This is a genomic window from Pseudomonas monachiensis (genome assembly GCF_047345015.1).
GTDB lineage: Bacteria > Pseudomonadota > Gammaproteobacteria > Pseudomonadales > Pseudomonadaceae > Aquipseudomonas > Aquipseudomonas monachiensis.
Map to the genome: position 1 here is coordinate 5,905,015 of NZ_CP178857.1, position 14,142 is coordinate 5,919,156.

At 59.2% G+C, this 14,142-nt stretch carries 14 protein-coding genes; 2 read left to right on the forward strand and 12 right to left on the reverse strand.

Translation table 11 applies throughout. The annotated features are described in order from the left end of the window. The first annotated feature begins 164 nt into the window (after nucleotides 1-164). A complete protein-coding gene (locus tag ACMDB8_RS26620; RefSeq protein WP_056726420.1) occupies nucleotides 165-800 on the forward strand; it encodes a TetR/AcrR family transcriptional regulator in 636 nt (211 codons plus the stop codon). A gap of 139 nt (nucleotides 801-939) precedes the next feature. Here the strand turns inward: ACMDB8_RS26620 and ACMDB8_RS26625 are convergent, their stop codons facing one another. The 10 genes from ACMDB8_RS26625 to ACMDB8_RS26670 form a co-directional block, all read right to left on the reverse strand. Beyond that, entirely contained in the window at nucleotides 940-1,155 is a 216-nt protein-coding gene (locus ACMDB8_RS26625; protein ID WP_007967989.1) for a TOBE domain-containing protein, read from the reverse strand. Between the two features lie 32 nt (nucleotides 1,156-1,187). Beyond that, the gene (ssuB, locus tag ACMDB8_RS26630) at nucleotides 1,188-1,994 is read right to left on the reverse strand and encodes an aliphatic sulfonates ABC transporter ATP-binding protein (RefSeq protein WP_056726419.1); all 807 of its coding nucleotides are present in this window, start codon (nucleotides 1,992-1,994) and stop codon (nucleotides 1,188-1,190) included. Beyond that, complete coding sequence (gene ssuC, locus ACMDB8_RS26635; protein ID WP_409078179.1) at nucleotides 1,991-2,773, reverse strand: aliphatic sulfonate ABC transporter permease SsuC; 783 nt, start codon at nucleotides 2,771-2,773, stop codon at nucleotides 1,991-1,993. The genes ssuB and ssuC overlap by 4 nt, the downstream gene beginning before the upstream one ends. A gap of 9 nt (nucleotides 2,774-2,782) precedes the next feature. Beyond that, the gene (gene ssuD, locus ACMDB8_RS26640; protein ID WP_056726417.1) at nucleotides 2,783-3,931 is read right to left on the reverse strand and encodes an FMNH2-dependent alkanesulfonate monooxygenase; all 1,149 of its coding nucleotides are present in this window, start codon (nucleotides 3,929-3,931) and stop codon (nucleotides 2,783-2,785) included. Nucleotides 3,932-3,956: 25 nt separating this feature from the next. Next, on the reverse strand, nucleotides 3,957-4,952 hold the full coding sequence (locus ACMDB8_RS26645; protein WP_409078180.1) for a sulfonate ABC transporter substrate-binding protein: 996 nt from the start codon (nucleotides 4,950-4,952) through the stop codon (nucleotides 3,957-3,959). Between the two features lie 90 nt (nucleotides 4,953-5,042). Further along, nucleotides 5,043-5,636 (reverse strand): NADPH-dependent FMN reductase, encoded by a 594-nt coding sequence (gene ssuE, locus ACMDB8_RS26650; protein WP_409078181.1) that lies wholly within the window; start codon nucleotides 5,634-5,636, stop codon nucleotides 5,043-5,045. Continuing rightward, nucleotides 5,637-5,885 (reverse strand): hypothetical protein, encoded by a 249-nt coding sequence (locus tag ACMDB8_RS26655; protein WP_223541304.1) that lies wholly within the window; start codon nucleotides 5,883-5,885, stop codon nucleotides 5,637-5,639. A 34-nt stretch (nucleotides 5,886-5,919) separates the two neighbouring features. Next, nucleotides 5,920-6,558: a peroxiredoxin gene (locus ACMDB8_RS26660; protein WP_056726414.1), complete on the reverse strand. Its 639-nt coding sequence runs from the start codon at nucleotides 6,556-6,558 to the stop codon at nucleotides 5,920-5,922. A 292-nt stretch (nucleotides 6,559-6,850) separates the two neighbouring features. Beyond that, a complete protein-coding gene (locus ACMDB8_RS26665) occupies nucleotides 6,851-8,194 on the reverse strand; it encodes an OprD family porin (protein WP_409078182.1) in 1,344 nt (447 codons plus the stop codon). A 413-nt stretch (nucleotides 8,195-8,607) separates the two neighbouring features. Continuing rightward, nucleotides 8,608-9,939 (reverse strand): OprD family porin, encoded by a 1,332-nt coding sequence (locus tag ACMDB8_RS26670; protein WP_056726412.1) that lies wholly within the window; start codon nucleotides 9,937-9,939, stop codon nucleotides 8,608-8,610. A gap of 362 nt (nucleotides 9,940-10,301) precedes the next feature. On the opposite strand from ACMDB8_RS26670, the gene tauA reads away from it, so the two are divergent. Further along, nucleotides 10,302-11,291, forward strand: a complete 990-nt coding sequence (gene tauA, locus ACMDB8_RS26675) for a taurine ABC transporter substrate-binding protein (RefSeq protein WP_056726411.1) — start codon at nucleotides 10,302-10,304, stop codon at nucleotides 11,289-11,291. Nucleotides 11,292-11,397: 106 nt separating this feature from the next. On the opposite strand, the gene argA is transcribed toward tauA, so the two are convergent. Continuing rightward, the gene (gene argA, locus ACMDB8_RS26680) at nucleotides 11,398-12,696 is read right to left on the reverse strand and encodes an amino-acid N-acetyltransferase (RefSeq protein WP_056726410.1); all 1,299 of its coding nucleotides are present in this window, start codon (nucleotides 12,694-12,696) and stop codon (nucleotides 11,398-11,400) included. A 144-nt stretch (nucleotides 12,697-12,840) separates the two neighbouring features. Then, a complete protein-coding gene (argE, locus tag ACMDB8_RS26685) occupies nucleotides 12,841-13,989 on the reverse strand; it encodes an acetylornithine deacetylase (protein WP_056726409.1) in 1,149 nt (382 codons plus the stop codon). Between the last annotated feature and the right edge of the window lie 153 nt (nucleotides 13,990-14,142).

Below are 14,142 nucleotides of genomic sequence, written 5' to 3' on the forward strand. Positions count from 1 at the left end.
GGCCGAAGGACTCCCTTTAATCCGCAGTCGGTTCTGTCAGGCACACCGCATCGGCCGTTTTGGGGCCGCTTCGCGACCCAACGGGAGCAAGCTCCCTCGCCACAGGGGATATGGAACATCTGCCCGCTCTGCGTACAATGCCCGCTGCCCCGCAGGAGACTCCAATGACACGCGTAGCCACCCCCCGCAAACCCCGCGCACGCAGCCAGGCCCGGATCGATTCGATACTCGATGCCGCCCGCACGCTGCTGGCTGCCGAGGGTGTGGCCAGTCTGTCGATCTACAGCGTCGCCGAGCGCGCGGAGATTCCGCCCTCCTCGGTCTACCACTTCTTCGCCAGCGTGCCGGCTTTGCTCGAAGCCTTGACCGCCGACGTCCATGCGGCCTTCCGCGCCTGCCTGCAAGCTCCCATCGACCATCTCGCCTTGAATGGCTGGCGCGATCTGTCGCGACTGGTGGAACAACGCATGCTCGACATCTACGCAGAAGACGCCGCCGCCCGCCAACTCATTCTGGCCCAGCACGGTCTGACTGAAGTCACCCAGGCCGACCGCCAGCACGACATCGAACTGGGCGACCTGATGCACAAGCTGTTCGACCATCACTTCGAGCTGCCGACGTTGCCCAGTGATGTCGATGTGTTTGCCCTGGCCATGGAACTGGGCGACCGGGTGTATGCGCGCTCGGTGCAGCAGCACGGGCAGATTACGCCGCGTATGGCCGAGGAAGGGATGCGGGTGTTTGATGCTTATGTGGGGTTGTATTTGCCGCCGTATTTGCCCAAGCGTGTGGCGCTTTAAAAGATCGCAGCCTTCGGCAGCTCCTACATCGGAATGCGTATTCCAGTAGGAGCTGCCGAAGGCTGCGATCTTTTGATCTTAACGAATAAAAAACCCCGAAGGGCTCAAACCCTTCGGGGTTGTTGTTTACGCATCTGCCTTACAACTTGGCGATTGACACCTCGGTGGATTTCACAAACGCGATCACTTCACTGCCGACCGCCAGTTCCAGCTCTTTCACCGAACGCGTGGTGATCACCGAAGTGACAATGCCGGACGCGGTCTGCACGTCGATTTCCGACAGCACGTCGCCGAGGACGATTTCCTTGATGGAGCCCTTGAACTGGTTGCGAACGTTGATGGCCTTGATAGTCATGATGTTGATTCCTGTCGTGGATAAGACTTGAGTTATTGAGCCCAGCGCAATTGCGTAGGCAAGGGTGAAACAGGTTCCGGTTCCGGCGGTTGGCCGGGCAGCGCCAGCACGCGATTTAGCACTTCGGTTTCCAGCGCCGCCAGCCGATGGGAACCACGAACCCGAGGGCGCGGCAGTTCCACGTGCAGGTCCAGGCCGACTTCGCCGTCTTCGATCAGGATCACCCGATCGGCAATCGCCACGGCTTCACTGACGTCATGGGTCACCAGCAACACCGTGAAGCCGTGCTGCTGCCAGAGCCGTTCGATCAGTTGCTGCATTTCAATTCGAGTCAGGGCATCCAGCGCACCCAAAGGTTCGTCGAGCAACAGCAGGCGCGGCTGATGAATCAACGCACGAGCCAATGCCACGCGTTGCTTCTGCCCACCGGACAGCGCGGCCGGCCACTCGTGGGCACGATCGGCCAGGCCCACCGCTTCCAAAGCTTCAAGCGCCTGCGGCCGCCAGTTCCCCTTGAGGCCCAGACCGACGTTGTCGATGATCTTTTTCCAGGGCAGCAAACGCGCTTCCTGGAACATCAGCCGCGTATCCTCCCGCGCATCACTCAATGGCGCGGCACCGGCGAACAACTCACCGCCGCTTGGTTGATCGAGGCCGGCGAGCAAGCGCAACAGGGTACTTTTGCCGCAACCACTGCGACCGACCACAGCGACAAACTGGCCCGCCGGAATGTGCAGGTCGATCTCGCGCAGCACCTGCCGCGCACCGAAGGTTTTTTGCAACTTGCGCACCACCAGCGGAGTCCCGCGCAGCAGGCGTGGAGGCTGTTGGGCAGTCATATCGAACCTCCCCTCGCAACCTGATACGCCGGATGCCAGCGCAGCCACACTCGTTCAAGTCCACGGGCCGCGAGGTCTGCCAGTTTGCCGAGCACCGCGTACAACAGAATCGCCAGCACCACCACGTCGGTCTGCAAGAACTCCCGGGCATTCATCGCCAGATAGCCGATGCCGGAACTCGCGGAAATTGTTTCCGCGACGATCAACGTCAGCCACATGAAGCCCAGCGCGAAGCGTACGCCAACCAGAATCGAAGGCAGCGCCCCCGGCAAAATCACCTGCCAGAACAGGCTGAAACCGCTCAGGCCATAGCTACGCGCCATCTCTACCAGCGCCGGGTCGACATTGCGGATGCCGTGATAGGTGTTGAGGTAAATCGGGAACAAGGTGCCCAGCGCCACCAGGAAAATCTTTGCCGACTCATCAATGCCGAACCACAGGATCACCAGTGGAATCAGCGCCAGGTGCGGCACGTTGCGGATCATCTGCACCGAACTGTCGAGCAAGCGCTCGCCCCACTTCGACAGACCAGTGATGAAGCCAAGGGTCAGGCCGATGCCACCACCGATGGTGAAGCCCAGCGCGGCACGCCAGCCACTGATCGCCAAGTGCGTCCAGATTTCGCCACTGCGCACCAGGCTCACGCCGGCCTCGATGACGGCGATGGGTGCCGGCAGGATTCGTGTCGACAACCAGCCCGCCGACACACTCAACTGCCACACCGCCAGCAACAACACCGGCAACGCCCAGGGCGCCAGGCTGTGGATGATTTTCTTCATGATCGCGCCTCAGCTCTGGGACGCGGCTTTTGGCAGAATGTCGTTGGCGACCATCTCGCCGAACGGGCTGACGTAACCGGCGCTCTTCGGCAGTTCAGGACGCTCGACATCGAGGTGCGGGAACAGCAACTCCGCCACCCGGTACGACTCCTCCAAGTGTGGATAACCGGAGAAGATGAAGGTATCGATGCCCAGGTCCGCGTACTCCTTCACGCGGGCGGCCACGGTCGGACCATCGCCCACCAGCGCCGTACCGGCACCGCCGCGCACCAGACCGACGCCGGCCCACAGGTTAGGACTGACTTCCAGGTTGTCACGGCTTCCGCCATGCAGCGCAGCCATGCGTTGCTGACCGACCGAATCGAAACGCGCCAGCGAAGCCTGGGCACGGGCGATGGTTTCGTTGTCCAGATGCGAGATCAATTTGTCCGCCGCTTGCCAGGCTTCGGCGTTGGTTTCACGCACGATCACATGCAGGCGAATGCCGAAGCGTACGGTGCGACCAAGCCTGGCGGCCTTGGCACGGACCTGTTCGATTTTTTCCGCAACGGCGGCCGGTGGTTCGCCCCAGGTCAGGACCATTTCCACCTGTTCGGCGGCCAGATCCTGGGCGGCTTCAGAGGAACCGCCGAAGTACAGCGGCGGACGCGGTTGCTGGATCGGCGGATAGAGCAATTTCGCCCCCTTCACGCTGATGTGCTGGCCGTCGTAATCGACGGTTTCGCCTTCCAGTACCCGACGCCAGATGCGGGTGAATTCCACCGAGGCCTGATAGCGCTCTTCGTGGCTCAGGAACAGACCATCGCCCGCCAACTCTTCCGGATCACCACCCGTCACCAGATTGAACAACGCACGACCGCCGGACAGTCGATCCAGGGTCGCAGCCTGACGCGCCGCCACCGTCGGGGAAATGATCCCCGGGCGCAGGGCAACCAGGAACTTCAAGCGCTGGGTCACAGGAATCAGCGATGCCGCCACCAGCCACGAGTCTTCGCAGGAGCGACCGGTAGGAATCAGCACACCGCCGAAGCCCAGACGATCCGCCGCTTGCGCCACTTGTTGCAGATAACCGTGGTCGACGGCGCGAGCGCCTTCGGCGGTGCCAAGGTAATGGCCGTCGCCGTGGGTAGGCAGGAACCAGAAAATATTGAGGCTCATGGAGTGGTCTCCTTGGGGAATCGAATTATTGGGCTTTGGTTACTGAGCTTTGGGCAACGGCAGCCGGCGGCGTCCAGATCACGTCTTTAATGCTCAACTGCTTGGGAATCAGCTTGAGCTGGTAGAAGCTGTCGGCGATTTTCTGCTGTGCGGCGACCACTTCCGGGGTGAGGAACAGCGCGCCATAGCCCTGGCGTTTCACCGAGGTCAGGGTGATGTCCGCTGGCAGGCCGAGCAGCGGTGAAACCTGTTGGGTCACCTCTTGCGGGTTAGCCTTGGACCACTCGCCCACCGCGCGCACTTCTTCCACCAGTGTCTTGATCACCTCGGGATTTTTCTGCGCATAAGGCTTGGTTGCCAGGTAGAACTGATGGTTGTCGACGATGCCTTGGCCATCGCGCAGGGTGCGCGCTTGCAGCTGTTGTTCGGCAGCGGCCTGGTACGGGTCCCAGATCACCCAGGCGTCGACACTGCCACGCTCGAACGCGGCGCGGGCATCGGCCGGCGGCAGGAATACGGTCTGGATGTCGGTGTATTTGAGGCCGGCATCTTCCAGCGCACGCACCAGCAGGTAGTGCACGTTGGAACCCTTGTTGAGCACGATTTTCTTGCCCTTGAGGTCCGCCACCGACTTGATCGCCGAGTCCTTCGGCACCAGGATCGCCTCACTGTGCGGCGCTGGCGGTTCATAGGCGACGTAGAGCAGATCGGCACCCGCTGCCTGGGCAAACACCGGAGGCGTTTCGCCGGTAACACCGAAGTCGATGGAGCCGACGTTCAGGCCTTCAAGCAGTTGCGGGCCACCGGGGAATTCCGTCCATTGCACGTCCACACCTTGGGCGGCGAGACGTTTTTCCAGGGTGCCCTTGGCTTTGAGCAGCACCAGGGTGCCGTATTTCTGATAGCCGATTCGTAGCACGCCTTCCCGGGTAGAAAGCGCCTGAGCTTGAGTAATGGCGCCGAAGGTCAAAGCCGCAGCAAACAGAGCGACCAGACCACGACGCAAAATGACAGGGCGCATGGCGCTCTCCTTTTTGCAGTTGGGTTTTGGCTGCACCTGCTTGCCCGTTGGCGGGCGAGTAAGGCCAGTACTTCAATTTTTTGGTGAGGTTCAAATGCTCCAGCGAGCACTCAACAAACGATCATTCAACAGGTTTGGGTCGAGCGGCTTGGGCCGTCGCGCCATGGCGCTGAAAAACAGCTCCAGCGATTCATTCAGTCGTTGTTCCAGCTCCGGTGCCAACTGCGCCTGGGCGCTACCTTCGCCGTAGGCGATCTGGCTGTCGACGGCGAAAATGCCTTGCAGCATTTCCTGGGCCTTCAATGCCGACAGCACCGGTTTGAGCGCGTAATCCACTGCCAACATATGGGCGATGCTGCCGCCAGTAGCCATCGGCAGAACCACCTTATGGCTCAAGGCGCGTTCGGGCAGCAGATCCAGCACGACTTTCAGTGCTCCGGAAAACGATGCCTTGTAAACCGGTGTGGCGATCAGCAGGCCATCGGCATTTTCAATCTGTTGCAACAAGTCGATCACTTTGGGGCTGTCGAAGCGTGCGTGCAGCAAGTCCTCGGCCGGGAAGTCCCGCACCTGATAACTCACTACTTCCACGCCCTGCCCTTGCAACCAACGCTGGGAGCAATCCAGCAGCACCCCGGAACGAGAGCGCTGACTGGGACTGCCACCGAGTGAGACAACCAACATTCAGACGATTCCTTGCACGGTGTTGGCGATTCGCGGTTTGCGATCTCGCTTCGATGGAGTGACCTTAACAGCTGATTCATATATCCATAAATCATATTTATTCATTTGGTTATGCATAAAAGAAATATATAAACCGGTTTCTTCCAGGCAAAAAAACAGGCCGTCGAAACGGCCTGAAATCCCCTGCTTTGTGGGTGCCTTGAAAAGATCGCAGCCTGCGGCAGCTCCTACAGGGATCGACGTATGCACGTAGGAGCTGCCGCAGGCTGCGATCTTCTGACCTTCAACGATTGGGCTGCGGCGTCAGACGCAGGTAAGGCTTGACCGCCCGATAGCCCTTGGGAAAGCGCTGTTTGATTTCATCTTCATCCTTGAGCGACGGTACGATCACCACCTCATCACCGTCTTGCCAGTTGGCCGGCGTGGCCACCTTGTAGTTGTCGGTGAGTTGCAGCGAGTCGATCACCCGCAGGATTTCATTGAAGTTGCGGCCGGTGCTCGCCGGGTAGGTAATCGTCAGCCGGACCTTTTTCTTCGGGTCGATCACGAACAGACTGCGCACGGTCAGGGTGTCGTTGGCGTTGGGGTGGATCAGGTCGTAGAGGTCCGAGACCTTGCGGTCGGCGTCATCCAGGATCGGAAAGTTGACCACGGTGCCCTGGGTTTCGTTGATGTCCTCGATCCACTTGTGGTGCGACTCCACCGGGTCCACCGACAAAGCGATGGCCTTGACGTCGCGCGCGGCGAACTCATCCTTGAGCCTCGCGGTGAAGCCCAGCTCAGTCGTGCACACCGGTGTGAAGTCCGCGGGATGGGAAAACAGCACGCCCCAGCTATCGCCCAGCCACTGATGGAAACGGATGGTGCCTGCGCTGGAGTTCTGTTCGAAATCGGGGGCGATATCGCCAAGTCTGAGACCCATGGTGCTGCTCCTTGTGAGTGCTTGATGGGTTCAACTGTGCCTGTGTTTTTTATCTATTAAAAAGAATAAATATCGATTTATTTAGATCATAAAGAAATATTAAATATCTGTTCACTGGACGTGCCCGCGCAACCGGCCGAACATCGCCCCCAAGGTTCGAGAAGGCCTTGAGTTGCTGCAAAGAGGGAAGTTCAAGGCGGGATTACGGGGGTGAACCCGTCTTGAAAATGTAAAAGCCCCGCCCGGTGCAATACCGGGCGGGGCTTTTTTGTCTCGGTTACGCGTGCGCTTATTACAACAGCGGGATCGAGTAGCTGACGATCAGGCGATTTTCGTCCTGCGAACGGGTGTTCGGCAGGTCGGTGCGCCACGTGGCGTTTTTCCACATCAGGCCGAGGTTCTTCAGCGCGCCGGACTGAACGACGTAACCCACGGTCAGGTCGCGCTCCCACTCAGAGGCACCATTGGCCGCCTCGCCCCCCTTGGCGTTAACGGTATCGATATTGTCACCGCGCAGGTACACCAGGCCAGCCGTCAGGCCAGGTACGCCGACCTTGGCGAAGTCATAGGAGTAGCGTGCTAGCCAGGTACGCTCACCAGCACGGCCGAACTTCTGGATTTGCGAATCGGTGATGGTGTAGTTCGACGAACCGTCGCCCTGGTTCAGCCAAGGGAAATCGCTGCTGCCGTTGCTGACCTGATAACCGCCACCGAAGGTGTGACCGGCAACGGAGTACAGGAACAGGCCGCTGTACAGGTTGTTGTCGACCTTGCCCTTGCCGTTGGCTGCACCGCTGTAGTTGCCAGTGGTGTAGTACAGAGGATCGTGACCGTTGGCACCGTCGTCGGAGCTGTTGAAGTAACGCAAGTCAGACTTCAGCACGCCAGGGCCGATGGCCCAGTTGTGCACCAGACCCAGGAAGTGTTGCTTGTAGAACTCTTCCAGGGTGCCGTAGTAGTACTGGGCCGTCAGGTCCTTGGTGATCTTGTAGTCGCCACCGGCATAGATGAACTTGTTGCTGTCGCGGCCTGTAGCGGAACGGCTGTTGGCGCCAGAGATAGACAACTGTTCATTGTTGCTCGAGTTACGACCTTTTACCTGCTCGATCTGACCGCCGATCAAGGTCAGGTCCTTGATGTCGTTCGAGGAGATCTGGCCACCCTGCCAGGTTTGCGGCAACAGACGACCGTCGTTGGTCACGATCACCGGCAGCTTGGGCTGCAAGGTACCCAGCTTCAGCTCGGTCTGGGAGATCTTGGCTTTGGCAGTCAAACCCAGGCTGGAGAAGTCATCAACCGCTTCGCCGTTGGACTTGCTCGGGAACACGGTGCCGCCATACGAGTTGTTGCTCGCGCCGTTGGTGCCGCCACCGGAATCCAGTTTGACGCCCAACAGGCCGATCGCATCGATACCGAAGCCGACGGTGCCCTGGGTGTAACCCGAGATGAAACGTAGATCGAAGCCTTGGCCCCATTCTTCGTTTTTGTTCGGGCCAGTACCGTCACGGTAATCGGTGTTGATGTAGAAGTTACGCAGCCCCAGTGTTGCCTTGCTGTCTTCGATAAAACCCGCGGCGCTTGCCTGCTGGGTCAAAACCCCGACGGCCACAGCCATGGCCAAGGTGGACTTGTTCATGTTTCGCTCCTCTCGTTTCTAGTTCTGATGTTCCTGGTCCCGAATCGATTGCCCGGGATCCTGAATGCATTAATTCGCGGCAAACCGTCTAGGCCGGTCATTTTGCGGGCCGCAGGATACATGGCCTTAAAGCCAAAAAGAATTTTTTGGTAGTTTTTAATTCCGCTTAGGAATATGGCTTCCCACGACAGATCCGAGGTATCGACGGCAAGGCCGAATCCTGAACCTGAGCAAATATCGAGGGACGAAACTGCCAAATCCGGGCTCAGGGATGAGTGACGGACAGGCGCACTTTAAGCGGGATATTTAAAAACCAAAAAGAATAATAAATAATCAGCAAAGATCTTTATGGAATATAAAAGAACGGACAAAAAAAACCTCGCCAGCGGGCGAGGTTTTTTTCTCAAGGCTTGTTACAGGAAGCTGTAGGTGTAGTTGAAGATCAGACGAGTCTGGTCAACATCAGGGTTGTTGGAGACTTCACTGCCACGGTAGACGCCATTACGCAGCGTTACGCCGAAACCTTTGAGCGTACCCTGCTGGATGGTGTAGTCGATCCGCATGTCGCGTTCCCACTCGGAGCCATCAGGGCCGCTGCCGTTGGTAGCCTTGATGTTGTCGCCATGCAGGTAGGCGATCGAAGTTTTCAGGCCCGGCACGCCCAGTCCGGCGAAGTCATAGGAGTATTGACCGAAGGTGGTGTTTTCACCGGCACGAACAAACCCGTTGATCATGGAATCGGTGAACAGGTAGAAGCTGGCGCCGCCGTTCCCTTCCGGACGGCCATTGCCATCGACCACGTTGCCCTGGTTCAGGTAGACAAAACCACCGTCATCGCTGACGCGCTGATGACCGACCAGGAAGGCATTGCCACCCAGGGTGTAGGTGAACATGGCGCTCCAGGTCTTGTTGTCGACCTCGCCCGGGGTCTTGGCGAAACCGTTGTTGTTGTTGAAACGGAATCCCGGATCACCGTTCTTGCCGTCGGAGCTACTGTCGAAGTAGCGAATATCAGTCTTGAAGGACTGCTTGGCGTCGATCGCAAACACGTGGACCAAGCCCAGGAAGTCCTGTTTGTAGTAGTCCTTCAGATTCGAGTGGTAGTACTGCAGGGTCAGGTCCTTGGTGACCTTCCAGTCAGCACCACCGTAGTAGAACTTGTTGCTGTCCTCTGTACCGCCAGCCACGGCCAGGCCGGTGGAGTTCGAAGAAGCGCGACCCGCCGAATGCTCCAACTGACCTGCGTTGAAGGTCACGTTGTCGATTTCTTTCGAAGTGATGGTGCCGCCTTCAAAGGTCTGCGGCAGCAGACGGCTGTCGTTCGCGACCAGGATCGGCAAGTTGGGTGCCAGAGCGCCACCCAGGTGGGCTTCGGTCTTCGAGAAGCGCGCCTTGACGTTGGCCGCCGCACGGCTCCATTCGTGTACGGCCGAACCATCGGTGTCGCTTGGGAAGAAGGTGTTGTTGTCCGGGTGGTGACCCTTGCCGCCGTCCAGGTGGATACCCAGCAGTGCCTGGGCGTCGATACCGAAACCGACAGTGCCTTGGGTGAAACCGGACAGATAATCGAATTTCAGGCCTTCCGCGGACTCTTTCTGATCCGCACCGCCTTCACGGTTATCGTTGTTGTAATACATGGTCCGGGAACTGATGGACGCCTTGCTGTCTTCCAGGAAACCTGCGGCGCCTGCCTGCTGCGCCAAAACCCCTACGGCCACGGCCAAAGCCAAGGTGGACTTGTTCATTGTGTAGCTCCTCTCGATTCTAATTCTTGTATTCCTGGTCTCGAGTCGTCGCCCGAAATCCTAAGATTCGCGATTAGCGCCAGACCGTGACCCACAAGTCAATCGTAACCATGTGTGTCTACGACCATAGTCTAATCCCCGTTTTTTGGTCCCTGCCGGGTCATGAGTTCGTCATGAACCTGAAAAGAATTACCCCATTCTTTTCTAATACCGTTTAGGAATTTAGCACCCGATTTACAGATCCCCCAGAACAGAGGGCTCGGCTCATAAGCTAATTCCTAAAAAGTATTTATTTTTGTTTTTTTAGATCGATTAGTTTTTTACGCAATTCGGAAACAAATCCTTTACCGAAAGGCGGCCCCATGACGACCAAACGCGCACTATCCGGACCAATTGTTACAGTTTGTGTATCTCTCGCATTTTCTTTCGCCGCCCAGGCAGCAAACCTCACTGTCGGCTATCAAACCGGAATCGACCCCAGCAAAGTCCCCCAGGCCGATGGCCTTTATGAAAAAACAATTGGCCAGCCCATCGACTGGCGACGCTTCAACAGCGGCCCGGAAGTGGTCACGGCGATTGCCTCCGGTGATGTGCAAATCGGCAATCTCGGCTCCAGTCCGCTGGCCGCTGCCGCCTCGCGCAACCTGCCGATTGTCGCGTTCATCGTCTCGGCCCAGATCAACGCGGCCGAAGCGTTGGTGGTGCGCAACGGCAGCGGCATCGAGAAACCGCAAGATCTGATCGGAAAGACCATCGCCACGCCTTTCGTTTCAACCTCCCACTACAGCCTGCTTGGTGCGCTGAAGCACTGGGGCCTGGACAGTTCGCAAGTCAAAGTGGTGAACCTGCAGCCGGCGGAAATCGCAGCAGCCTGGAAGCGTGGTGATATTGATGGCGCGTTTGTCTGGTCGCCCGCCCTGGGGGAAATCCGCAGGACTGGCAAGACCCTGACCGACGCTGCGCAGGTAGGCCAATGGGGTGCACCCACCTTTGAAGTCTGGGTGGCGCGCAAGGATTACGCCGAGAAGCACCCGGAGGTGGTGGCCAGATTCGCCAAGGTCACCCTCGACGCCTTTGCCGACTACGCAGCGCATAAAGCCGACTGGACGGTGGACTCGGAGCCCGTGCAGAAAATCGCCAAACTGACCGGTGCCAATGCCGCCGATGTGCCGGAGTTACTGGCCGGATCCGCATTCCCGGATGCCAAGGCGCAACAGAGCACCGCGCTACTGGACGGCGGCACGGCCAAGGCCATTGGCGAGACGGCGAAATTCTTGAAGGAGCAAGGGAAGGTGGAGACGGTGCTGGCGGACTATTCGCCGTATGTCAGTGCGAAGTTTGTGCAGGAGTAACGCAAGGCTCCTGTAGGAGCTGCCGCAGGCTGCGATCTTTTGATATTGAAAAAGCAAAATCAAAAGATCGCAGCCTGCGGCAGCTCCTACAAAAGTCGTTCAAACCTCAAAGGGCTTTTTCGAAGATCTTCGAATTACGCTGATAGTTGTACAGCGACGCCCGCGCCGACGGCAGACGGTCAACGCTGCTCGGCACAAAACCACGCTCGCGGAACCAGTGAGCGGTACGGGTGGTAAGGACGAACAAAGTCTTCAAACCCTGAGCCCGGGCGCGGGTCTCGATGCGCTCCAGCAATTCATCACCGCGACCGCCATGGCGATACTCCGGATTCACCGCCAGGCACGCCAGTTCACCGGCATCCGAATCGGCAATCTGATACAGCGCCGCACAGGCGATGATCATGCCTTCGCGCTCGACCACGCTGAACTGCTCGATCTCGCGCTCCAGCACCTCACGGGAACGGCGCACCAGGATGCCCTGCTCTTCCAGCGGGCTGATCAAATCCAGCAGTCCGCCGACGTCTTCGATGGCCGCTTCGCGCACCACTTCGAACTGCTCCTGGGCCACCAGCGTACCGCCGCCGTCACGGGTGAACAGTTCGGTCAGCAGTGCACCGTTCTCGGCATAACTGACGATATGACTACGGGCCACACCGCCACGACAAGCTTCGGCAGCGGCATCCAACAGTTCCGCCTGATAGTTACTGCCCAGACGCTGCAAATGCGCCGGCACCTGTTGCGGACGCAATTCGCGCACCAGGCGCCCGTTTTCGTCGATCAAGCCCAGTTCGGCGCCAAACAGCAGCAGCTTGTCCGCGCCCAGATCAATGGCCGCGCGGGTGGCGACGTCTTCGCAGGCCAGGTTGAAAATTTCCCCGGTCGGCGAATAGCCCAGCGGCGACAGCAGCACGATGGAGCGCTCGTCCAGCAAACGGTTGATGCCCTTGCGGTCGACCCGGCGCACCTCGCCGGTGTGGTGATAGTCGACGCCTTCAAGCACGCCGATCGGCCGTGCCGTCACCAGGTTGCCGCTGGCCACCCGCAGGCGCGAGCCCTGCATCGGCGACGAAGCCATGTCCATCGACAGGCGAGCCTCAATGGCAATGCGCAACTGGCCAACCGCGTCGATCACGCACTCCAGGGTCGCGGCATCGGTGATGCGCATGCCGTGGTGGTAATGCGGGGTCAGGCCACGGGCCGCGAGGCGCGCTTCGATTTGCGGGCGGGAACCGTGAACCAGCACCAGCCGCACGCCCAGGCTGTGCAACAGCACCAGGTCGTGGACGATATTGCCGAAGTTGGGGTGCTCAACGCCGTCGCCGGGCAGCATGACGACAAAGGTGCAATCGCGGTGAGCGTTGATGTAAGGCGAAGCGTGACGAAGCCAATTGACGTATTCGGGCATGAACCTGGGCCTGTAATAAATAGCAGCCGAAAAAAGGGCGAAACTGAAAACGCACAGCGGGCTGATGGTTATCGTCGGAACAGGCTTGGCGACACGCGCGCTCTCCTCATGAATACGGGTTTGGGTACCGGCAATTTAAATAGCTCAGGCCGGTGTCAGGCAATAGTGTTCGATCAGCTGCCTTAGTAGATGCACCGTAGGCTGCAAACGTGACATTTCGAGGTATTCCCCCGGCTGGTGGGCGCAAGCGATATCACCCGGGCCAAGCACCAGCGTTTCACAGCCAAGGCGCTGAAGATAAGGTGCTTCGGTGCCGAACGCCACTGCTTCGGCGCTGTGACCGGTGAGCTTTTCGGCAAGGCGTACCAGCTCGGCGTCCTCAGCCTGCTCGAACGGCGGCACTTCAGGGAACAACGGCGCGTAATCGATCTTGACCTGATGCCGCTCGGCAACCGGCTTGAGCTTCTGCAGGATCTCGGCGCGCAGGACTTTGGGGTCCATGCCGGGCAGCGGGCGCAAATCGAATTCCAGCGAACACTGGCCGCAGATGCGGTTGGGGTTGTCGCCGCCATGGATGCAGCCGAAATTCATCGTTGGCATCGGCACGCCAAACTGCGGATTGCGGAATTCGCGCTGCCACAACAGGCGCAGGCCACGCAGTTCACCGATGGCATCGTGCATGGCTTCCAGGGCGCTGTGGCCCAGGCGCGGGTCGGAGGAATGACCGCTCTGCCCGAGAATGTCGATGCGTTCCATCATGATGCCTTTGTGCATGCGGATCGGCTTGAGCCCGGTCGGCTCGCCGATCACCGCCGCCCGCCCCAGCGGTCGCCCCGCTTCGGCCAGCGCGCGGGCACCGGACATCGAACTTTCTTCATCGCAGGTGGCGAGAATCAGCAACGGCTGTTTGAACGGTTGATCGAGCAGCGGTTTGACCGCCTCGATGGCCAGGGCGAAAAAACCCTTCATGTCACAACTGCCCAGGCCAATCCAACGACCGTCGACTTCAGTCAGCTTCAACGGGTCGGTTTGCCACAACGCGCCGTCGAACGGCACGGTGTCGCTGTGCCCGGCCAGCACCAGGCCGCCGGGGCCGGAGCCGAAACTGGCCAGCAGGTTGAACTTGCCAGGGCTGACCTGCTGGATCTCGCAGGTGAAACCCAGCTCACCGAGCCACGTCGCCAGCAGATCGATAACCGGGCGGTTGGTTTGATCGAGACTGGGCTGCGTGCAACTGACCGACGGTGCGGCGATCAACGCAGCGAATTGTTCTTTCATCGATGGCAATGGCATCGCTGACTCCCGGCACCCGAATTGAGGTCCATCATAGAACCAACCGATGACAGGAATAAACCGTCTCGGCGCGTACTAACCGTGAGTCCTGTACACTGCACGACCTTGGCAGCCACACATTCCCCCGGCTGCGCTCCCGATCCTGGATTTTCC